The following is a 21,213-nucleotide window of genomic DNA, read 5'->3' as shown; positions in this document are numbered from 1 at the left end:
TCAGCCTTCCAGAATGAAAGCAGCCGCGACCTTGCGGCCTTCGCCGGCCAGGATGTTGAACGTACGCGCGGCGGCTGGATTGTTCATCACTTCCAGGCCGATGCCGCGTGACAGGCAGGCGGCCATCACCGCCGCCGGCGGGAACACCTGACGGTCACCCGTGCCGAGCACGATCAGCGCCGGGTTCAGCGCCAGGATCGGTTCCAGGTCAGCCAGCTGCAGCGCAGTGGCGCTCACCGCCGGCCATTGCGTGACCAGCTGGTCCGGGGTCAGGAAGAAACTGCTGCCCAGCACCTGGTCATTGACCTTGGCCGAGCGGCCATCGGCGGCGCGCAGGCTGTAGGCGTAGTCCGGCGGTTCGTGGTTCAGCTGCATGGCAGTAGGCCGATCAGCCGCGCGGCAGCACGATCTGGCGCTGTTCCCTGCTCGGGCGGTACAGCACGGCGACGTGGCCGATGCGCTGCACCAGCGCGCTCTCGGTGGCTTCGACGATCTCGCCGATCATCACGTCACGGGCGTCGCGATCCTCGGCAGCGACCTTCACCTTGACCAGCTCGTGGCGCTCCAGCACTTCGTTCAGCTCCGCAATGAAGGCCGGGGTCACACCCTTGCCGCCGGTCTGCAGCAGGGCCTTCAGGTCGTGGGCTTGGCCGCGCAGGAAACGGGTCTGGGAAGCGGTCAGGGCGATGGACATGCAGGAAAAGACGGTTGAATGGGGCGATCAGGGTATCATGAGGACCCCATCAGCCCCTATTTTCAATGGCTACCCGCAGCAAAAGCAGCCAGCGCTGGCTCAAGGAACACTTCTCCGACCCCTTCGTGAAGAAGGCCCAGGCCGAAGGCATGCGCTCGCGTGCCGCCTACAAGCTCGAAGAGCTGCTGGAACGTGACCGGTTGCTGAAGCCGCACATGGTGGTGGTCGACCTCGGCGCGGCCCCGGGCGGCTGGTCTCAACAGGTGCGGAGACAGATCGGCGATACCGGCCGGGTGCTGGCCCTGGACATCCTGGACATGCCGCCGCTGGCCGGCGTGGAGTTCCTTCATGGTGACTTCAGGGAAGAAGCCGTCCTATCGCAGTTTGAAGCCATGCTCGGGGATCAGCCGGTAGACCTTGTGCTGTCGGACATGGCCCCCAATAAGAGTGGTGTGGGTGCGGTCGACCAGCCGCGGATGATGCACCTGGCGGAGCTGGCCCTGGATTTTGCCGACAACCACCTCAAGACCGGTGGGGCGTTCCTGATCAAGCTGTTCCAGGGTGAAGGCTTTGACGACTACGTGCGCGACATGCGCCGCCGGTACGACAAGGTCTCCATCCGCAAGCCGGAAGCCTCGCGCAAGCGCTCTCCCGAGGTGTATGCCTTGGGTCAGGGAAAACGCGCCCACATGAAGTAAGCTCGCAATGTACGCAAGTTCGACCCCCACGCAACGCCAGCACTGAGAGGAACACCGGAGCCAATGAGGATGAACGACTTGACCAAGAACCTCCTGCTATGGGTGGTCGTCGCCGTCGTGCTGATGGTGGTCTTCCAGAGCTTCTCGCCGAAGTCCTCCGGAGCCGGCGCGCAGGGCGCGTCGTACTCGCAGTTCCTGGACCAGGTGGACAGCGGCAACGTGCAGAAGGTCGCCTTCGGCGGCGACATGCGCGGCGGCACCAGCCAGCTGACCTACACCACCCGCGGCGGGCAGACATCCACCATCACCGCACCGTTCGATCGCGACCTGATCAACGTGCTGCGCACCAAGAACGTGGAGATCGTGCAGGAGGAGCCGTCCAGCGGCATTTCCCTCGGCGCGATCCTGATGAATTTCCTGCCGGTCATCCTGATCATCGGCTTCTGGTTGTTCATCATGCGCCAGATGCAGGGCGGCGGTGGCGGTGCCAAGGGCGCGATGTCCTTCGGCAAGTCGCGCGCCAAGCTGCAGGGCGAGGACCAGATCAAGGTCACCTTCGCCGACGTCGCCGGCTGCGACGAGGCCAAGGAAGAAGTGGGCGAGCTGGTCGACTTCCTGCGCGACCCGTCCAAGTTCACCAAGCTGGGCGGCAAGATTCCGCGCGGCGTGCTGATGGTGGGCCCGCCGGGTACCGGCAAGACGCTGCTGGCCAAGGCCATTGCCGGCGAAGCCAAGGTGCCGTTCTTCTCGATCTCCGGTTCGGACTTCGTGGAAATGTTCGTCGGCGTCGGCGCCAGCCGCGTGCGCGACATGTTCGAGCAGGCCAAGAAGCATGCCCCGTGCATCATCTTCATCGATGAAATCGACGCTGTCGGCCGCCACCGTGGCGCCGGCTTGGGCGGCGGCCACGACGAGCGCGAGCAGACCCTGAACCAGCTGCTGGTGGAGATGGACGGTTTTGAAGGCGGCGAAGGCGTGATCGTGATCGCCGCGACCAACCGTCCGGACGTGCTGGACCCGGCGCTGCTGCGCCCGGGCCGTTTCGACCGCCAGGTCGTGGTCGGCCTGCCGGACGTGAAGGGCCGCGAGCACATCCTGAAGGTCCACATGCGCAAGCTGCCGCTGGCCGACGACGTCGAGCCGATGGTGATCGCGCGCGGTACCCCGGGCTTCTCCGGCGCCGACCTGGCCAACCTCTGCAACGAGGCCGCCTTGTTCGCTGCGCGTGGCAACGAGAAGGAAGTCCGCATGGACCACTTCGACCGTGCCCGCGACAAGATCCTGATGGGCGCCGAGCGCCGCTCGATGGCCATGAGCGAAGAGGAGAAGACCCTCACCGCCTACCACGAAGCCGGTCACGCCATTGTCGGCCGTCTGGTACCCGAGCATGATCCGGTCTACAAGGTCACGATCATTCCGCGTGGCCGTGCGCTGGGTGTGACCATGTACCTGCCGGAAGGCGACAAGTACTCGATGAACCGCGTCGCGATCCAGTCGCAGCTGTGCTCGCTGTACGGCGGCCGCGTCGCCGAAGAGCTGATTTTCGGCGAGGACAAGGTCACCACCGGTGCCTCCAACGACATCGAGCGTGCCACCAAGATGGCCCGCAACATGGTTACCAAGTGGGGCCTGTCCGAGCAGCTCGGTCCGATCGCCTATGGCGAAGAGGACGATGAGGTGTTCCTGGGCCGGTCGGTTACCCAGCACAAGAGCGTGTCCAACGACACGGCGCGCCGTATCGACGAGGAAGTGCGCAATATCCTCGACAAGGCCTACGCCCGTACTACCCAGCTGCTGACCGAGAACATCGACAAGCTGCACGCGATGTCCCAGCTGCTGCTGCAGTACGAGACCATCGATGCGCCGCAGATCGACGCGATCATGGAAGGTCGTGATCCGCCGCCGCCGGCGGGCTGGAGCAAGTCGAACAAGGACGGTGGCAACGACAAGGGCGGCGACGCCCGTCCGCTGCCGCCGATCGCGGGCCCGGCCGAATCGCACTGACGGCCCCCTGCAGGTGCACCAGACGAGGCCGGGGCAACCCGGCTTCGTCGTTTCCGGGCCACTGGCCCATCCCGAAGATCCGATCTGACGCTGGAGCCCGCATGTCCGCCCCGAAGCCCGAACCTATTTCCCACACCGCTGAAATGGTCATCGCCACCGTGGTCGGCGTGGGTGTGGGCCTTGGGGCCGACAACCTGCTGCTGGGCTGCGTGGTGGGTATCGGTGTCGGCATTGTGCTGAGCATTGCCAGGACCCTGTACGTGGACCGCAAGCGCCGCCGCCACTGAGGAGGGGCGGCAGGGCTGCGCCCTGGACCCGTGGTAGTGCCGGCCGCTGGCCGGCAACCTCAACAGTAACAGCGGGCTTTCCGTAGGATGGCGGGGCGGTGTCGGAGTGCGGGGACGCTGCAAGTACGTCCCTGTAAGCTTGGCAGCCGCATCCATGCGGCTGACACCCCGCCCTCCGACACCGCCCCACCTCTGACAGATTCCTGCTGCTGTTGGTAGGTGTCGACCTTGGTCGACACGTAGATGCACGCCATGCGTGGATGAATCTCCATCTAAATCGAACATCTCGATATCCGGGAGATCTGAGCCGAGCATGGCTCGGCTCTACAGAAAACAAGGCCCGACAGATCGTGGAAATCTGTCGAAGGCGGGGTGGGTCCGGTTGCGGGGGCGTGAGCCGCATGGATGCGGCGACCGAGCTTACATGGACGTACTTGCAGCGTCCCCCGCAACCGGCCCCAGCCCGACTCCCCACAGGAAACCAGCTTCTGCTGTTGCTGTTGCTGTTGCTGTTGCTCCAGCTCGGAGCGGTGCAGGGCGCAGCCCTGCCGAACACCCCCTCATGCTGCGCCGCAGAATGCATTCGGCTGAACCTGCATGCTCTACTTGAATCGATCTAAATTCACGACCGCACGGGTCGGGCGTCATTCCAGGGGGAGCTCTCTGCCGGTCACGGCGGGACTCAGCGGAACGGTGCCGAACGCCCCCGGCCGTCTGCCTCCGCGTCATCGACTACAGGAACCCGACATGCGCCCAGTGCCGTCCGCTCCCGCCGTCCCATCGACCTCGCGCCCGCTGGCGCGCCTGGCCTGCCTGTTGGCACTTTCGGCCATGCCGATGCTGTTGCAGGCCGCGCCGGCAGCGCTGGAGCGGGAGGTCAATACATTCATCGGCAGCAAGGACGACGGCAATACGTTCCCGGGCGCGTCGGCGCCGTTCGGCCTGATCCAGGTCAGCCCGATTGGCAGCCACTATTCGGGTTGGCGCTATGACGACGAGAAGATCCGTGGCTTTGGCCACTCCTTCATCTCCGGTGCCGGCTGCTGGGAACAGGGCGGCCAGGTGTCGGTGCTGCCGGTGACCGGCTCGATCGGCCCGGGCGGCGATTTCGATACCGGAAACCCCAAGAAGTTCGACCACAAGACGTATGCCTCGAACTACACGCATGACGGCGAGATCGGCCAGGCTGGCTACTACAAGGTGCGCCTGACCAGCTACGGCGGCATCGATGCCGAGGCGACCGCGCGCACCCGTGCCGCGGCCGAGCGCTACACCTTCAGCCAGCGCAGCGGCGATGGCCACGTCCTCGTCAATGTCGGCCAGGCCAACGAACGCCATTCAGTGATCGGCAGCGTGGTCGATGTGGTCGGCGACCGTGTAGTCGAGGGCAAGCTGGTGACCAAGAGCTTCTGTGGCGGTCATCAGTACACCACCTGGTTCCGCATCGAGTTCGACCGTCCGTTCAAGGCGCATGGCACCTGGGGCGAGGGCGGTGGCCTGCCGGGTGCGCGGCACAGCATGGAAGGCGAGCAGAAGCCGAACGGTGCCTGGCTGACCTTCGACCTGGCCAAGGGCCAGTCGGTGACGGCGGTCAGCGCAATCTCGCACGTGGATGCCGAAGGCGCGCGCATCAATCTGCGCGCAGATGGCATGCAGGATGGAGCGCTGCTCGGTTTCGACCGCATGCGTGCGTTGTCCCAGCAGTCGTGGCGTGAGCAGCTGGGCCGGGTGCGTGTGCAGGGCGGCAACGCCGACGACCGCGCGGTGTTCTACAGCGCGGTCTACCACGCGCTGCTCCAGCCGATGACCGGCAACGACGCCGACGGCCGCTACCGTGGCTATGACGATGGCATCCACCGTGCCGACGGCTGGACCTACTACGAGTACTTCTCGCTGTGGGATACCTACCGCGCGCAGAACCAGTGGCTGGCACTGACCCGCCCGGACGTGGCGCGTGACATCGGCCGTACCCTGCTGGCGATCGACGAGCAGGGCGGTTGGCTGCCGCGCTGGGGCTATGCCAATTTCGAGACCAACATCATGACAGGCGATCCGGTTACGCCGTTCATGGTCGATCTGTGGCGCTTCGGCGCGCTCAAGGGCCGTGAATCGCAGGCCTGGGATGCGCTGCGCCGCAACGCGTTCGGCACGCCGCCGCTGAACTCGCGCATGGCTGGCCGCTCCGGCAACCCGACCTATCTGGACAAGGGCTACGTGGTCTACGACCGCGCGTTCCCGTCCAAGGGCATGGACGTCGATCCGCATCACGGCGGTTCGGCGACGCTGGAATACGCGCTGGCCGACTGTGCGCTTTCGCAGATGGCCGATGGCCTCGGCCATGCGCAGGACGCGGCGACGCTGCGTGAGCGCGGCCGCAACTGGCGCAAGGTGTGGGACCCGCAGGTGCGTGACGCCGAGACCGGCTTCACCGGTTTCCCCCGCCCGCGCACCGAGGATGGCCAGTGGTACACCCCGGCCGATGGCCACTACAGCCCGCGCTCGCATCACGGTTTCCATGAAGGCACGGCGTGGCAGTACCAGTGGCTGGCGCAGCAGGACGTGCCGGGCCTGGTCGAAGCCATGGACGGCCGCGAACAGGCCGGCCGCCGCCTCGATGCGTTCTTCGCGATGGACGCGCTGCAGGCCGACCCGCTCAATGCCGCCCGCAAGGCGTGGGTGGTCGGGCCGTACAGCTATTACAACCAGTTCCGCTACAACCCGAACAACGAGCCGGACCTGCACGCGCCGTGGCTGTACACGCTGATCGGCCAGCCGTGGAAGACCGCCGCCGTGGTGCGTGCGGCGCAGCAGCTGTTCACCAATGCCCCCAACGGCGTGACCGGCAACGATGACCTCGGCACGATGTCGGCCTGGTACCTGTTCAGCGCCATCGGCGTGTACCCGGCGGTGCCGGGCAGTGGCCAGTTCCTGCTGCACACCCCGCGCTTCAGCAAGGTGGAAGTGGACATGGGCAATGGCCGCACGCTGCGCATCGACGCGCCGGGTGCCGATGGCCGCCGTCTGCAGTATGTGCAGGGCGTGCAGGTCGATGGCCAGCCGCATGCGCCGGTTTGGCTGGACTGGAACCAGCTGCAGCAGGGCCCGCGCCTGCAGTTCGCGCTCGACGCGAAGGCGCCGGAGCAGGGCTGGGGCACGGCGGTGAAGGACCTGCCGGTATCCTGGTGCGCGGCACCGGGTAGCCAGCTGCGCTGAGACGGACTGTGCCGTTCGCGGTGACCCAGCGAACGGCACGGCACGACAGGTCCCTGATCCATTAGGCTTGAGCATCCAGCGGAGTCCGGGAAGACGATGAACGACAACGGCAGCAGTCCCAGCAAACGCGCCGGCAAGGCGGTGACGGTGACCGACATCGCGCGTGCCATCGGCGTGTCACGGGCAACGGTGTCGCTGGTGCTGCGCGGCAGCCCACTGGTCAACGTCGATACCCGCGCCAAGGTCGAGGCCGAACTGCGCCGCCAGCGTTATGTCTACAACCGCGCGGCGGCCAACCTGCGCCGGCGCACGTCATCAAGCATCGCGCTGGTGATCAACGATCTGTCCAACCCGTTCTTCGCCGAATTCGCATCCGGTGTGGATGAGGCGCTGGGCGGGCGTGGTTATGTGACCCTGCTGGGCAGCACCGGCGAATCGCCGGAGCGCCAGCAGGCGGTGCTGTCCACGCTGATGGAGCACACCCCGGCCGGCCTGATCCTGTCGCCGGCCGAGGGCAGTGATACCACGCTGCTGCGGCAGGCGCTGGGTGCCAATGCCAACGTGCTGCTGTTCAACCGCGAGCTTGAAGGGGCTGACTGGGATTTCCTCACCCTCGACAACCAGCACGGCGCCTATCTCGCCACGCGCCACCTGATCGAGCGCGGCCATCGCCAGATCGCCTTCTTCGGCGGCCACGCGGCATCCAGCTCCTGTCATCAGCGCCGCGCCGGTTTCCAGCAGGCGCTGGCCGAGGCCGGGCTGTCGCTGCCGCCGGGCTGGATGATCGAATCGGCACCGAACCGCCTGGAGGCCGCGGCGCGCACCGATGAGCTGTTTGCCGATGGCCATCGCCCGAGTGCGGCCGTCTGCTACAACGACACCGTCGCGCTGGGCCTGATGCTGGGCCTGAATTCGCGTGGCATCCGTCCGGGCGGCGATTTTGCCGTTACCGGTTTCGATGATATTTCCGAGGCTGCGGTGGCGGTGCCGCCACTGACCACGTTGACCGCCGACCCGCGCGAGCGTGGCCGGCAAGCTGCGGCGCTGCTTCTGCAACGACTGGACGAACCGGATGCGCCGCCGCGGCGCACGGTCGCGCCGGTGCAGCTGCGCATCCGCGAAAGCAGTGCCGCACGACCGAACTGATTCCTTTCATACATCCCTTCCACGCAACAACGACCTTCCGCGCATCGAGGCGCGTACCGCATGCCGATCTCCGCAACGCCCCGTCCATCGGGTTCTTCGGGCAACGCACCCGCCGTCACCAACGGCAAGGCGCTGGCCGTGGTCACCACGATCTTCTTCATGTGGGGCTTCCTGACCTGCCTTAATGACATCCTGATCCCGCACCTGAAGGCGGTGTTCGAGCTGAACTACGCCAAGGCGATGCTGGTGCAGTTCACCTTCTTCGGCACCTATTTCCTGATGTCGCTGCCGGCCGGACGCCTGGTGGCGGCGCTGGGTTACAAGAAGGGCATCGTGGCCGGCCTGCTGATCGCCGGTATCGGCGCACTGGGTTTCTGGCCCGCGGCCGAGCTGCGCGTCTACGGCGCCTTCCTCGGTGCACTGTTCGTGCTGGCGACCGGCATCACGGTGCTGCAGGTCGCCGCCAACCCGTACGTCGCACTGCTGGGACCGGAGCAGACCAGCTCAAGCCGCCTGACCCTGGCGCAGGCGTTGAACTCGCTGGGCACGGCCATCGCCCCGATCTTTGGCGGCATGTTGATCCTGTCCAACACGGTGAAGAGTGCCGATGACATCGCGGCGCTGCCGGCCGCCGAGCAGCTGGCCTACCGTGCCGCCGAGGCGCAGGCCGTGCAGGGTCCATACGTGGGCCTGGCGGTGGCGCTGGTACTGCTGGCGCTGTTCGTGTTCCTGTTCCGCCTGCCGGCGTTGAGCGACGCCACCGAGCAGGCTGACCAGGGTCACCACCACAGCTACCTGGATGCACTGCGCAAGCGCCACCTGCTGCTGGGCGTGCTGGGCATCTTCTTCTACGTCGGTGCCGAAGTGTCGATCGGCAGCTTCCTGGTCAATTACCTGTCGATGCCCAACATCGGCGGCTTCAGCGAACAGGAGGCCACCCATTACGTGTCGGCCTACTGGACGATGGCGATGATTGGCCGCTTCGCCGGCTCGGCGCTGCTGGCGCGCTTCTCGCCCAGCCGCCTGCTGGCGATCTTCGCGCTGGTCAACGTGGCCCTGCTGGTTACGACCATGCTGACCTCTGGCAGCATCGCGCTGTACTCGGTGGTGGCGATCGGCCTGTTCAACTCGATCATGTTCCCGACCATCTTCGCGCTGAGCATCGAGCGCCTGGGGCCGCTGACCAACAAGGGCTCCAGCCTGCTGATCATGGCCATCGTCGGCGGTGCCGTGGTGCCGTACCTGCAGGGCGTGCTGGCCGACCACATCGGTGTGCAGGCCAGCTTCATCCTGCCGCTGCTGTGCTACGGCTACATCATTTTCTATGGACTGGTCGGCGCACGTACGCCGGCTTCCGCAACGCAGGGAGGCTGAGTCCGGAATGGGTGCCATTGTCTGCTTCGGCGAAATTTTGATCGATCTACTAGCGCAGCCGCCGGCCTCGGCCGACACCCCGCGCGCATTCCTTCAGTACGCCGGCGGTGCGCCGGCCAACGTTGCGGTGGCGGCAGCGCGACTGGGGGCGAAGACCCAGTTCGTCGGCATGCTGGGCCGAGACATGTTCGGTGACTTCCTGGCGGACAGCCTGGCCGAGCATGGCGTGGGCACGGATTACATCGTGCGTACCGATGCGGCAAAGACCGCGCTGGCCTTCGTCGCGCTGGATGCCAGCGGCGAGCGCAGCTTCAGTTTCTACCGCCCACCGGCGGCCGACCTGCTGTTCCGTGACAGCGACTTCCAGGCCGCGTGCTTCGACAGCGCGCAGTGCTTCCATGTCTGCTCCAACAGCCTGACCGAGCCGGCCATTGCCGAGGCGACCTTCGCCGGCATGGAGCGCGCCCGTGACGCCGGTGCGGTGGTCAGCCTGGACCTCAATCTGCGCCCGGCGCTGTGGCCGGCCAACGAGGACCCGACGCCGCGCCTGTGGCAGGCGCTGGAACGTGCCGACCTGGTCAAGCTGTCGCGCGAGGAGCTGGACTACCTGGCCGCACCGCTGGGCAGTGACGGCGAGGCGACGGTGCTGCGGCGCCTGCTGGCCGCGCAGGCGCGCTGGGTCATCGTCACCGACGGTGCGGCCACGCTGCACTGGTACACCCGCGACAACCACGGCACGGTCACCAGTTTCCGCGTGGCCACGGTCGACACCACGGCTGCTGGCGATGCCTTCGTCGGTGGCGTGCTGGTTGGGCTGCTGGAGCGTGGCGGGGCCGGTGCAGGCTTTGCAGCGTTCTGCCAGGACCCGGAGGCGATCACCGCCACGCTGCGCTTCGGTGCCGCGGTCGGCGCTCTGGCGGTTACCCGCAAGGGCGCGTTCGCCGCGATGCCCTCGCTCGATGAAGTGCAGCAGCTGCTGCAGGCCCAGGACATTACCGCATGAGCACCTCCCCCGATTTCCGTTCACCCGCGTTCCTGCGTGCGCATATCGCCGACACGATGGCGTTCTACCACCCGCGCTGCATCGATCCGAACGGCGGCTTCTTCCACTACTTCCGTGATGACGGCAGCATCTACGATGCCAGCCACCGCCACCTGGTGAGCAGCACCCGTTTCGTCTTCAACTACGCGATGGCATACCGCGAGTTCGGCAACACCGAATACCGCGACGCAGTCGAGCATGGCGTGCGCTATCTGCGCGAGGTGCATCGCAATCCGGCCACCGGTGGCTACGCCTGGACCCTGCGCGATGGCAAGGTCGAGGACGACATGAACCACTGCTATGGCGTGGCGTTCGTGCTGTTGGCCTACAGCTGCGCACTGAAGGCCGGTCTCGAACAGGCCCGCGCATGGATGGACGAGACCTGGCAGCTGCTGGAAGCGCGTTTCTGGGAGCCGCAGCACGGCCTCTACAAGGACGAAGCCGATGGGCAGTGGAATTTCACCGGCTACCGTGGCCAGAACGCCAACATGCACATGTGCGAGGCGATGCTGGCCGCCTTCGAGGCCAGCGGCGAACAGCGCTATGTGGAGCGCGCGCTGCAGCTGGCCGACAACATGACCCGCCGCCAGGCCGCCAAGGCCGGTGGCCTGGTGTGGGAGCACTACGATTCCAACTGGGAGATCGACTGGGATTACAACCTGGATGACCCCAAGCACCTGTTCCGCCCGTGGGGCTTCCAGCCGGGCCACCAGACCGAATGGGCCAAGCTGCTGTTGATCCTGGACCGCCATGTGCAGGCCGATTGGCTGGTGCCGACCGCGCAGCACCTGTTCGACGTGGCCGTGGCGCGCAGCTGGGACGAGGCGCGGGGTGGCCTGTACTACGGTTTCGCGCCGGAATCGCGCCGGCAGCCGGGCATGGATGGCGCCCCGATCGGTGGCGACAGTTTCGTCTGCGACGACGACAAGTATTTCTGGGTGCAGGCGGAGACGCTGGCGACCGCCGCACTGATGGCCAAGCGTACCGGCGATGACCGCTATTGGCAGTGGTACCAGCGTATCTGGGCGTATTCGTGGGAACACTTCGTCGATCACCGGTACGGCGCCTGGTTCCGCATCCTCGATGCCGACAACCGCAAGTACAGCGACGAGAAGAGCCCGGCCGGCAAGGTGGATTACCACACCATGGGCGCGTGCTACGAAGTGCTGAACGTCGTGCGTTGAGGTCTGCCGCGCTGCGCGCTCGCCGGACGTGGTCCGGCGCTACCGTGGCGTGTTGAATTGGTAGCGCCGGGCCATGCCCGGCGGAAAAACAGGAGCATCCCGTGCATCGCCTTCCCCTCGTTGTCCGCCTGCTCCTGCTGCTGGTTGCAGCCTCCTCCTTCCCGGTAGCTGCAGCTCCGCTGCAGGCGCAGTGGGAGTTCCGCATGCTGCCCGGCGACGCGCAGGGCGCCGCCCACCCAGGTCTGCAGCAATGGCGGGCGGCGACGGTGCCGGGCAGCGTGCACACCGACCTGCTGGCTCACGAATTGATCCGTGATCCGTATGTCGGTGCGCCCGAGGCCGAGCTGCAATGGATCGGCCTGGCGGCCTGGGAGTACCGCGCTCGCTTCGACGTCGATGCCGCGACGCTGTCCAGGCCCAATGCCGAACTGCGCTTCGATGGGCTGGATACCTACGCCGAAGTCAGCCTCAACGGAAAGCCGCTGCTGCGCGCGGACAACGCACACCGCACGTGGCGTGCCCGGGTCGAAGGCCGCCTCCGTGCGAGCAACAATGAACTGCAGATCGTGTTCCGTTCGCCGATCCGCACCCTGCTGCCGGGCGTGCAGGCAATGCCGCACAAGATCGCTGGCAACTACCCGTCGCCGTATGGCGATGAGCCGAAGGACGCGATGGTCGGCAACTTCGCGCGCAAGCCGGCCTACCACTTCGGCTGGGACTGGGGTCCGCGCTATGTCACCGCCGGCGTCTGGCGCGGAATCGATCTGCAGGCTTGGGACGCGCACCGCCTGACCGATCTTGCGGTGCGCACGGATGCATTGAGCGCGGAGCAGGCGAAGCTGGCCGTGCTGCTGCGAGTGGAGCAGGGTGCGGCGGCGGGCTCGGCCGTGGTGAATGTGGATGTGGAGGATCCGCAGGGCCGGAACGTGGCCCAGGTGCAGCGCACGGTGCTGCTGAAGCCCGGCCAGAACAGCATCGAGGTTCCGGTTGAACTGGCCGATCCGCGGCGCTGGTGGCCAGTCGGCCACGGCGCGCAGGACCGCTACACGGTGCGGGCCCGCCTGGACCAAGGTGGCGCGCCGGATCTGGTGCGCGAGCAGCGCATCGGCCTGCGCACGGTTGAACTGCGCCGCGAGGAAGACGGCAAGGGCGGGCAGGGCTTCGCTTTCGTCATCAACGGCGTGGAGATCTTCGCCAAGGGCGCCAACGTCATTCCGTTCGATGCCTTCCCCGCACGGGTCGACGCCGCGCGCCTGCGCCAGGTGCTGACCGCCGCACGCGACGCCAACATGAACATGCTGCGCAACTGGGGTGGCGGCTACTACGAGGACGATGCGTTCTTCGACATCGCCGACGAACTGGGCCTGCTGGTCTGGCAGGACTTCATGTTCGGTGGTGGCATGCAGCCGGGCTACGATCCGGCCTTCCGTGCCAGCGTGGTGGCCGAGGCACGCGACAATGTGCGCCGGCTGCGCCATCACCCCAGCATCGTGCTGTGGTGTGGCAACAACGAGGAAGAAACCGCCTGGAAGGACTGGGGCCACGGTCGCGACCTGAAGGCAGCCGACCCTGCGTTTGCAGCGAAGGTCTGGCAGGGCTATGTCGACCTGTTCGGCAATGATCTGCGTCAGGTAGTGGGGGAGGAGGGGCTGGGCGTGCCGTACTGGTCCAGCTCGCCCAGCAACGACCTGGACGAAAAGGCGAACGACTCGACCCGTGGCGACAAGCACTACTGGCAGGTCTGGGGCAATCCGGCGCTGCCGGTGCAGGCTTACCTGCGCGAGACGCCGCGCTTCATGTCCGAGTACGGCCTGCAGGCATGGCCGTCGGTGGCCACCGTGGACCAGATCGCCACCCGCGCCGAGCAGCGCATCGACAGCCCGGTGATCCGCGCGCACCAGAAATTCATGGCCGGCGAGGGCAACAGCCGCCTGCTGCACTACATCGAACTGGGTTACGGCACGCCGAAGGACTTCGAGGACTTTGTCTACCTCAGCCAGGTGATGCAGGCCGATGGCATCGCGCTGGCCGCGTTGCACCATCGCGCTTCGCGGCCGTACACGATGGGCTCGCTGTACTGGCAGCTCAACGATGTCTGGCCGGGTGCTTCATGGTCCAGCGTGGACTACTTCGGTCGCTGGAAGGCGCTGCACTTCGCCGCGCGGCGCTTCTTCGCGCCGGTCACGGTAGCGGCGCTGCGCGATGAGGGCAGTACGCGGGTACGCCTGATCAATGACGGTGCGGCGCTGGATGCACGTTGGCGGCTGCGGGTGATGGACGTGGAGGGGAAGGTGCTGCGCCGTCGCGAGGACGCGGTGACGCTGGCGGCGTCGGGTGTGACCTCGATCGGTGATTTCCGCGATGCCGAGCTGCTGGCCGGTGCCGACCCGAAGCGCACGGTGGCGGTGTTCGAGCTGCTACAGAACGGGGCGGTGAGCGCGCGGCAGGTGGTCGGATTCGTCGAAGCCAAGGACCAGATGTTGCCGCGGCAGAAGCTCAAGGCCACGTTGTCCATCGAAGGCGACCACTATCGACTGCGGCTGGAAAGCGCGGCTTACGTGCGCGCGGCGTGGATTGATTTCGGTGCGTTGGATGTGCAGGTCGAAGACAACCTGCTGGACTTGCTGCCGGGCGAAACCCGCGATATCGCGGTGCGTGGCCCGGTGGATCTGGTTACCCTGCGCGAAGCGCTGAAGGTGAAAACCCTCAACGATCGATGAGGGCAGGTGGACCATGTTCTGGTAGGTGTCAACCTTGGTTGACACATCGGCCGTATGCCAACCAAGGTTGGCAACTACCAGAAGCGGAGCCGGGTAGGTGCGGACCGTTGGTCCGCACACCTTTCTTTTTTACAGTTGGATCTGCTGGAAGTTCTCGACCCGCTCGTGGCCATTGGCGGCCTGGCCGGTGCGCGGCATCGGGTAGTCGTCGCGGCGGTCGATCAGGCGCGTCTGCAGGCCGGCTTCACGGGCGGCATCCAGCTCTTCCACCACATCGGACAGGAACAGGATCTCGCCGGCCGGTACGCCGATGGCCTGCACGATGCGGCGGTAGCTGTCGGCCTCGCGCTTGCCGCCGATCTCGGTATCGAACCAGCCCGACACCAGCGGGCTGAGGTCACCGGCATCGCTGAAGCCGAAGAACAGCTTCTGCGCCGGCACCGAACCGGAGGAGTACACGTACAGCGGCAGGCCGGAAGCGTGCCAGCCCTTCAGCACCGGCGCTACTTCCGGGTAGAAGTGCGCGGTGTAGTCGCCGCGGCGGTAGCCTTCGTCCCAGATCAGGCCCTGCAGCGCCTTCAGTGCGGTGTGCTTGCGGTCCTGGTCGATCCAGCCCTGCAGCGTTTCGGCCACCAGGCTGTCCTGGCAGGCGCCGCCGATCTCGGCAGCGACCGCATCCAGCCAGCGGCGGACGTCCGGCTGCTGGCCATGCTCGGCGACAAACGCGGGCAACGCCTTGCGCGCATAGGGGAACAGCACGTTCTTGACGAACGAGATGCTGCTGGTGGTGCCTTCGATGTCGGTCAGGATGACGCGGGCTTGCATGGATCAGGACGCCTGGGTGGGTACGTAACGAGGGAACTTCTGCGCGATGTCGGTGCCGGTGAAATGACCCACCCAGCCGTCCGGCTCGGTGAAGAAGCGGATCGCCACGAAACTCGGTTCATCGCCCATGTCGAACCAGTGGGTGGTGCCATCGGGCACGGCGATCAGGTCGTCCTTCACGCACTCGATCTCGTAGACCTTGTCACCCACGTGCAGGGTGAACAGGCCGGAGCCGGCGACGAAGAAGCGCACCTCGTCTTCCTTGTGGAAGTGCTCGTCGAGGAACTTCTTGCGCAGCTCGGCGCGGTTCGGGTTGTCCGGGGCGATCGAGGCCACGTCCACGCTCTTGAAGCCGCGCTCGGCGACCAGTCGGTCGATGTCCGCACGGTAGGCGGCGAACACTTCCTCCTGGCTGGCGCCCGGCGCGACTGGCGCGGTGGCCTGCCAGCGCTCGAAGGTGACGCCGATCTTCTGCAGTTCGGCAGCGATGACCGCGCCGTCCTGGGTGTCCAGCAGCGGCGATTCGGGGCGGGTGTCGTCGTAGATGCGCAGTCGGCTCATGGCGGCAGCTTGAACGTCTTGGGGGAAGACAGGGTAGCAGGGTGGGGGCGGGGCGCAGATTCCGGATCGGCATCTGCACCTGCGCGCCGGTTCAGCTGCGCAGCTTGCGCAGTTCCAGTTCGCAGTGGAACAGGAATTCGAACGCTTCCAGGTGGCGGCGTGCTTCGGCCATATCGCGGCCCCAGGCGTACAGCCCATGGCCGTCGATCAGGTAGCCCCACAGGTTCTGCCGGTCGAGCAGGTCATCGACCTGCTGCGAAAGCACGTTCATGTCCTGGGTATTGGTGAACACCGGCACGTCGATGGCCATCTCGTGGGTGCTGTTGCCGGCGAAGGCCTTCAGCAGCTCGTAACCCTCCAGGCGGATGTGGCCCTGCGGCGCATACAGGCGCGAGGCGATGGTCTGCACCGGCGAATGCGTATGCAGCACGCAGCCGACCTCCGGGAAGCGGCGGTACAGCTGGGTGTGCAGCAGGGTCTCGGCGGACGGGCGCAACGGACGGCCCACGGCCTGGCCGTCGAAGTCCACCACCATGATGTCGTTCTCGATCAGGCGGCCCTTGTCCTTGCCGGACACCGTGATCGCGGCGTGGCGATCGTCCAGGCGGTGGGAGAAGTTGCTGCTGGTGGCCGGGGTCCAGCCGGCGTGGGCCAGTTCGCGGACGTTGTCGATCAGCAGCTGGGCCAGTTCGCTGAGGCGCGCGGTGTCGTACGGGAAGGTGGGGGCGTTCATGTCGGCGATTTTACTGGATTCGGCCAACGGCTGAGCCCCTCGTGGCTGGTCGTATAGAGCGGTTCATGGGCGGGGCGGGGCAGGTGGGCCGTGCAGGGGACGCTGCAAGTACGTCCCTGTAAGCTCGATGGCGCCATCCATGGCGCCAACGCCCCTACACGGCCCACCCGCCCCGCCTCTGACAGGTTCCTGTGTACGGCCGGCCACGGAGTGAAGAAGGAAAAGCGAAAAGCGGGTCGCGGCGCTGCGCTTGCTCGGAGCCGAGCATGGCTCGGCTCTACAGGGAATTCATCGACCGGAGAGAATTCATCTCTCAGACGCAATTCATCCACGCATGGCGTGGATCTACCGGACGTGCCAGGAGACTGTCGGAGGCGGGGAGGGGGGAGGTTGCGGGGGCGTGAGCCGCATGGATGCGGCGACCGAGCTTACAGGGATGTACTTGCAGCGTCCCCCGCAATCTCCCCCCTCCCCGCCAAACCCTCAGTCCAGCTGTTGCTGTTGACGTTGCTCCAGCGGGTGCAGGGCCGCAGGCCCTGCAATGCAAAAAACCCTACTTCACACGCAGGCGGCTGTGCCTGAAGCCGTAGCAGAAATAGATCACGAAACCGACGAAGGTCCAGACGCCCATCAGCATCCAGTTGTGCATCGTCATCGCCGACAGCAGCGCCAGGCAGCTCAGCACGCCCAGGCTGCAGATCAGCCAGGCCATCGGCATGCGGAAAGGGCGCGGCAGGTCCGGTTGGGTGCGGCGCAGGATCAGCACGCCGGCGCAGACCGCCGCGAACGCAATCAGCGTGCCCATCGAGGTCAGCTCGCCGAGAATGTCCAGCGGGAACAGCGCCGCCAGCAGCGCGATGCCGATGCCGGTGATCACCGTGTTGATGTGCGGGGTGCGGTACTTCGGGTGGATCCTGGTGAACACCGGCGGCAGCAGACCGTCGCGGCCCATGATCATGAAGATGCGCGGCTGGCCGATGATCATCACCAGCACTACCGATGACAGGCCGACCAGCGCGCCGACCTCGACCACCCAGCGCAGCCAGCCCAGCTGCGGGTGTGCGGCCACGGCAGTCACCACCGGCTCGTCGGTGCCCAGCAGCTGGAACGGCACCAGGCCAGTCATCACTGCGGCCATCGCGATGTACAGCACGGTGCAGATCACCAGCGACAGCATCATGCCGATCGGCATGTCACGCTGCGGGTTCTTCGATTCCTGGGCCGCCACCGATACCGCCTCGAAACCGATGTAGGCGAAGAACACCATCGCCGCGCCACGCAGCACGCCTTCCATGCCGTACTTGCCCGGGCCTTCATTGGCCGGAATGAACGGGGTCCAGTTGCTGGTGTCCACGTACTTCCAGCCGACCACGATGACCAGCACGATCAGGCCGGTCTTGAGCACGACCATTGCCATGTTCATCGCCGAGGACTTGCTGATGCCGACGTAGCACAGCCAGGTCAGCAACAGTACCAGTGCCGCGGCGGGCAGGTTGGCGATCGCGCCGGTGGGCCGCAGCTGTGCGTCCAGTGGCGCACTGACCAGCGCCGCCGGTAGATGGATGTCGAACTGGCTGAGCAGGCTGAGGAAGTAGCCGGTCCAGCTGACCGCCACCGCCGATGCAGAGACGCCGTATTCGAGCACCAGCATCCAGCCGATGAACCAGGCCGACAGTTCGCCGAAGGTGGCATAGGTATAGGTGTAGGCGCTGCCGGAGACCGGCACCATCGAGGCGAACTCGGCGTAGGCCAGCGCGCAGAAGGCGCAGCAGATGGCGGCCAGCACGAACGACAGCATGATCGCGGGGCCGGCGTGGTTGGCGGCCGCCTGGCCGGTGATGACGAAGATGCCGCCGCCGATCACCGCGCCGATGCCGAGGGCGGTCAGCCCCCAGGGGCCTAGGTGGCGGCGCAGGCTCAGGCCGTTGGCGTCTTCATGGGCGGCATGCGGGTGCTTGGTGGCCCACAGTTGCTTGAACATGTGTGGTGGTCTTGTCGAAGCGCGCCAAGAGCGGCGCGCGGGGAAAACGGACGGGCCGGCGCGAGGCCGGCCCGTAGGCGGATCAGGGCGACTTGGCCAGCTTGCTGTTGCGCATGCCGTAGCCGAGGTAAATCAGCATGCCCAGCACGGTCCAGCCGACGAACAGGTGCCAGTGCACCACGAACGCCTGCCAGAACAGGAACAGGCAGGCCGCGGCGCCAAGCGGGCAGATGATCCACACCGCCGGTACGCGGAACGGGCGATGGATCTCCGGCTTGGTATAGCGCAGCACCAGCACGCCGATGCAGACGGTGGCGAAGGCCAGCAGGGTGCCCATCGACACCAGTTCGCCGAGCACGTTCAGCGGCACCAGGCCGGCCAGCGCGGCGGCGATCACGCCGACCACGATCGTGGCCCAGTAAGGCGTGCGGAACCGGGCGTGGACCTTGCCGAAGAACTTCGGCAGCAGGCCGTCGCGGGAAATGGTGTAGGCGATGCGGGTCTGGCCCATCATCATCACCAGCACCACCGAGGACAGGCCGGCGATGGCGCCGATCTCGACCAGGGTCTTCAGCCACGACAAGGTCGGGTAGGGCTCCAGTGCGGTGGCCACCGGCTTGTCGGTGCCCAGCAGGTGGTACGGCATCATGCCGGTCAGTACCGCGCAGACGATGATGTAGACGATGGTGCACACCGCCAGCGAGCCGAGCAGGCCGATCGGCATGTTGCGCTGTGGGTCTTTGGTTTCGCCGGCGGCGGTGGAGACCGCATCGAAGCCGATATAGGCGAAGAACACGATGGTGGCCGCGCGGAAGATGCCGCTCCAGCCGAACTCACCCGGCACGCCGGTGTTTTCCGGAATGAACGGCTGCCAGTTGGCCGGGTCGATATGGGCCGCGCCGATGCCGATGAACAGGCAGATGACGGTGACCTTGATCGCCACGATGATGGCGTTGACGAAGGCCGACTGGGTCACGCCCACGTACAGCAGGCCGGACACCGCCGCCACGATCAGCACCGCAGGCAGGTTGAACAGCTTGCCGGAGGAGACGAACTCGCTGCCGGTCCAGGCGATGGGCGCGGCGCTGAGCAGGTCCGGGAACGGCATGTGCAGCGTGGTGGTGATGAAACTGATCAGGTAGGCCGACCAGCCCACCGCGACCGATGCCGAGGCGAACAGGTACTCCAGCACCAGGCACCAGCCGATGAACCAGGCCATGCCTTCGCCGAGGGTGGCATAGGAATAGGAATAGGCACTGCCGGAGACCGGCATCATCGCCGCGAACTCGGCATAGCACAGGCCCGCCAGCGCACAGGCGAAACCGGCCAGCACGAACGACAGCATGACCGCCGGGCCCGCGTGGTTGGCTGCGGCCTGGCCGGTCAGCACGAAGATACCTGCGCCGATCACCGCACCCACGCCCAGCAGGATGAGGTGTTTAGCCGTGAGGGTCCGTTTCAACGTGGCTTCGCCGTCCAGGCTGCCTTCGATGGGTTCGCCGGCATCGACGTGCCCGGCCGGCTGGACCGGCTTGACCCTCAACAGAGCTTTCAGCATGCAGTACTTCCTAGTGATCGGATGGGGTGGGCGGCCGATACGTTGCCGGCTGCCTTGAATGGTGAAGGCCGTGCGAACAGCCCGCTGTACCTTAGCCAAAGCTGAAGCCAACGCACAAGCGCAATCGCAACAATGAACGGCGATAATGAGCAGTATTTTTCCGAACCGCCCCCATTCATGCGCCAGACCGCCGAAACCCTTGCCGTGCTTGACGATCGCCTGCGCGGTCTGTTGCGGGACTATGCCCGCCGCGAGCCCGCCCACGACGCACTGGCTGCCGAATTCGGCACATTGCTGGATGATCCGGAAGATCCGTTCCGGCGTGAGCGGCTTGCAGGCCACTTCACCGCGAGCTGCTGGCTGGTCAGCGCCGACGGCCAGCGCCTGCTGCTGACCCACCATCGCAAGCTGCAGCGCTGGCTGCAGTTGGGTGGCCACGCCGACGGCGACCGCGACCTGGCCCAGGTGGCGCTGAAGGAGGCCGAGGAGGAGTCCGGCCTGAGCGGGCTGGTGCTGGAAGACCCGGCCATCTTCGATCTGGACAAGCACTGGATTCCGGAGCGCAAGGATGTGCCGGGGCACTGGCACTACGACGTGCGTTTCGTGATCCGCGCGCTCGGTGGCGAGGCATTCGTGCTCAGCGAGGAGTCACTTGACCTGGCATGGCGGCCGGTGACCGAAGTCGCGGCCGACCCCGAATCGGATGAATCGATGCAGCGCATGGCGCGCCGGTGGCTGGCACGTTGATGCTCTCGGACGGCTGTGCCGCGTTTGTTGCGGCTCATGCCTGTGGCGAGGCGAAGCAGGATGCTGCCCTTGCGATGATCAAGGCTGCATTGCCAGTCATCACATGCATCGACTGGGAGCGCGTGCCATCGCGCCTGGAGGTCCCCGGGGTGGGGCGGGAGCGGCTGGCGCAGGAGTTGAGCGCCATTGCAGATGCTGTTGGCTTGCCAAGCGAGGCTGCGTTGACGGTTGTCCAGGTGGATGGGGCGGTACCTTCACTGGGCAGCCGCCTGCAGGACTGGCTGGCTCATGCCGAGGAGCTGGATTTCGTCGATACGCTGTTCCTGTCGATGGAAGACAGGGTTCTGATCCATTGGGACTTTTACAAGAACCTCCACGCCGTAAGGTCCTGAGGTGTTCCATCCACGCCATGCGTGGATGGCGCAATGCCGGAAGCAATCCGCCGG

General features: G+C 66.1%; 18 protein-coding genes. 11 read left to right on the top strand and 7 right to left on the bottom strand.

Features of this window, described 5'->3' with window-relative positions; translation table 11 throughout:
- On the bottom strand, positions 1 to 375 hold the full coding sequence (locus ROV95_RS14730; protein WP_058980129.1) for an Mth938-like domain-containing protein: 375 nt from the start codon (positions 373 to 375) through the stop codon (positions 1 to 3).
- Between the two features lie 13 nt (positions 376 to 388).
- On the bottom strand, positions 389 to 694 hold the full coding sequence (gene yhbY / locus ROV95_RS14725; RefSeq protein WP_005416037.1) for a ribosome assembly RNA-binding protein YhbY: 306 nt from the start codon (positions 692 to 694) through the stop codon (positions 389 to 391).
- Positions 695 to 759: 65 nt separating this feature from the next.
- Between yhbY and rlmE the strand changes: the two genes are divergently transcribed.
- The 9 genes from rlmE (at position 760) to ROV95_RS14680 (ending at position 14,362) form a co-directional block, all read left to right on the top strand.
- A complete protein-coding gene (gene rlmE / locus ROV95_RS14720) occupies positions 760 to 1,392 on the top strand; it encodes a 23S rRNA (uridine(2552)-2'-O)-methyltransferase RlmE (protein WP_005409014.1) in 633 nt (210 codons plus the stop codon).
- A 69-nt stretch (positions 1,393 to 1,461) separates the two neighbouring features.
- Entirely contained in the window at positions 1,462 to 3,396 is a 1,935-nt protein-coding gene (gene ftsH, locus ROV95_RS14715) for an ATP-dependent zinc metalloprotease FtsH (protein ID WP_058980127.1), read from the top strand.
- A gap of 101 nt (positions 3,397 to 3,497) precedes the next feature.
- Positions 3,498 to 3,683: a hypothetical protein gene (locus tag ROV95_RS14710; protein ID WP_019658870.1), complete on the top strand. Its 186-nt coding sequence runs from the start codon at positions 3,498 to 3,500 to the stop codon at positions 3,681 to 3,683.
- An 831-nt stretch (positions 3,684 to 4,514) separates the two neighbouring features.
- Complete coding sequence (locus tag ROV95_RS14705) at positions 4,515 to 6,896, top strand: GH92 family glycosyl hydrolase (RefSeq protein WP_312545152.1); 2,382 nt, start codon at positions 4,515 to 4,517, stop codon at positions 6,894 to 6,896.
- Between the two features lie 96 nt (positions 6,897 to 6,992).
- On the top strand, positions 6,993 to 8,042 hold the full coding sequence (locus ROV95_RS14700) for a LacI family DNA-binding transcriptional regulator (protein WP_057499695.1): 1,050 nt from the start codon (positions 6,993 to 6,995) through the stop codon (positions 8,040 to 8,042).
- 60 nt (positions 8,043 to 8,102) lie between these two features.
- Positions 8,103 to 9,416: an L-fucose:H+ symporter permease gene (gene fucP, locus ROV95_RS14695; RefSeq protein WP_019661435.1), complete on the top strand. Its 1,314-nt coding sequence runs from the start codon at positions 8,103 to 8,105 to the stop codon at positions 9,414 to 9,416.
- 7 nt (positions 9,417 to 9,423) lie between these two features.
- Entirely contained in the window at positions 9,424 to 10,419 is a 996-nt protein-coding gene (locus ROV95_RS14690; protein WP_134731480.1) for a carbohydrate kinase, read from the top strand.
- A complete protein-coding gene (locus ROV95_RS14685; RefSeq protein WP_312545037.1) occupies positions 10,416 to 11,642 on the top strand; it encodes an AGE family epimerase/isomerase in 1,227 nt (408 codons plus the stop codon). The genes ROV95_RS14690 and ROV95_RS14685 overlap by 4 nt, the downstream gene beginning before the upstream one ends.
- A gap of 101 nt (positions 11,643 to 11,743) precedes the next feature.
- Complete coding sequence (locus ROV95_RS14680; protein WP_312545035.1) at positions 11,744 to 14,362, top strand: glycoside hydrolase family 2 protein; 2,619 nt, start codon at positions 11,744 to 11,746, stop codon at positions 14,360 to 14,362.
- A gap of 129 nt (positions 14,363 to 14,491) precedes the next feature.
- Here the strand turns inward: ROV95_RS14680 and mtnC are convergent, their stop codons facing one another.
- From mtnC to ROV95_RS14655, 5 genes are all read right to left on the bottom strand, one after another.
- Positions 14,492 to 15,187 carry an acireductone synthase gene (mtnC, locus tag ROV95_RS14675; protein WP_312545033.1) on the bottom strand — a complete coding sequence of 232 codons (696 nt, stop codon included), beginning with the start codon at positions 15,185 to 15,187 and terminating at the stop codon, positions 14,492 to 14,494.
- A 3-nt stretch (positions 15,188 to 15,190) separates the two neighbouring features.
- Positions 15,191 to 15,748 (bottom strand): acireductone dioxygenase, encoded by a 558-nt coding sequence (locus ROV95_RS14670; protein ID WP_005409451.1) that lies wholly within the window; start codon positions 15,746 to 15,748, stop codon positions 15,191 to 15,193.
- A gap of 91 nt (positions 15,749 to 15,839) precedes the next feature.
- Positions 15,840 to 16,481 carry a methylthioribulose 1-phosphate dehydratase gene (locus ROV95_RS14665; protein WP_312545031.1) on the bottom strand — a complete coding sequence of 214 codons (642 nt, stop codon included), beginning with the start codon at positions 16,479 to 16,481 and terminating at the stop codon, positions 15,840 to 15,842.
- 553 nt (positions 16,482 to 17,034) lie between these two features.
- A complete protein-coding gene (locus ROV95_RS14660) occupies positions 17,035 to 18,462 on the bottom strand; it encodes an amino acid permease (RefSeq protein ID WP_049441190.1) in 1,428 nt (475 codons plus the stop codon).
- Positions 18,463 to 18,544: 82 nt separating this feature from the next.
- Positions 18,545 to 20,020 carry an amino acid permease gene (locus ROV95_RS14655; RefSeq protein WP_005416354.1) on the bottom strand — a complete coding sequence of 492 codons (1,476 nt, stop codon included), beginning with the start codon at positions 20,018 to 20,020 and terminating at the stop codon, positions 18,545 to 18,547.
- Between the two features lie 132 nt (positions 20,021 to 20,152).
- Here ROV95_RS14655 and ROV95_RS14650 point away from each other — a divergent pair, with 132 nt between their 5' ends.
- Both ROV95_RS14650 and ROV95_RS14645 read left to right on the top strand, forming a co-directional pair.
- Positions 20,153 to 20,767 (top strand): NUDIX hydrolase, encoded by a 615-nt coding sequence (locus ROV95_RS14650; protein WP_005416355.1) that lies wholly within the window; start codon positions 20,153 to 20,155, stop codon positions 20,765 to 20,767.
- Complete coding sequence (locus tag ROV95_RS14645) at positions 20,752 to 21,159, top strand: hypothetical protein (protein WP_312545029.1); 408 nt, start codon at positions 20,752 to 20,754, stop codon at positions 21,157 to 21,159. Before ROV95_RS14650 ends, ROV95_RS14645 begins: the two co-directional genes overlap by 16 nt.
- Positions 21,160 to 21,213: the final 54 nt, after the last annotated feature.

It is taken from the genome of Stenotrophomonas maltophilia group sp. msm1 (genome assembly GCF_032025805.1).
In the GTDB taxonomy this organism is placed as follows: Bacteria; Pseudomonadota; Gammaproteobacteria; order Xanthomonadales; family Xanthomonadaceae; genus Stenotrophomonas; species Stenotrophomonas hibiscicola.
This window is presented reverse-complemented; position numbering and strand designations above follow the sequence as displayed.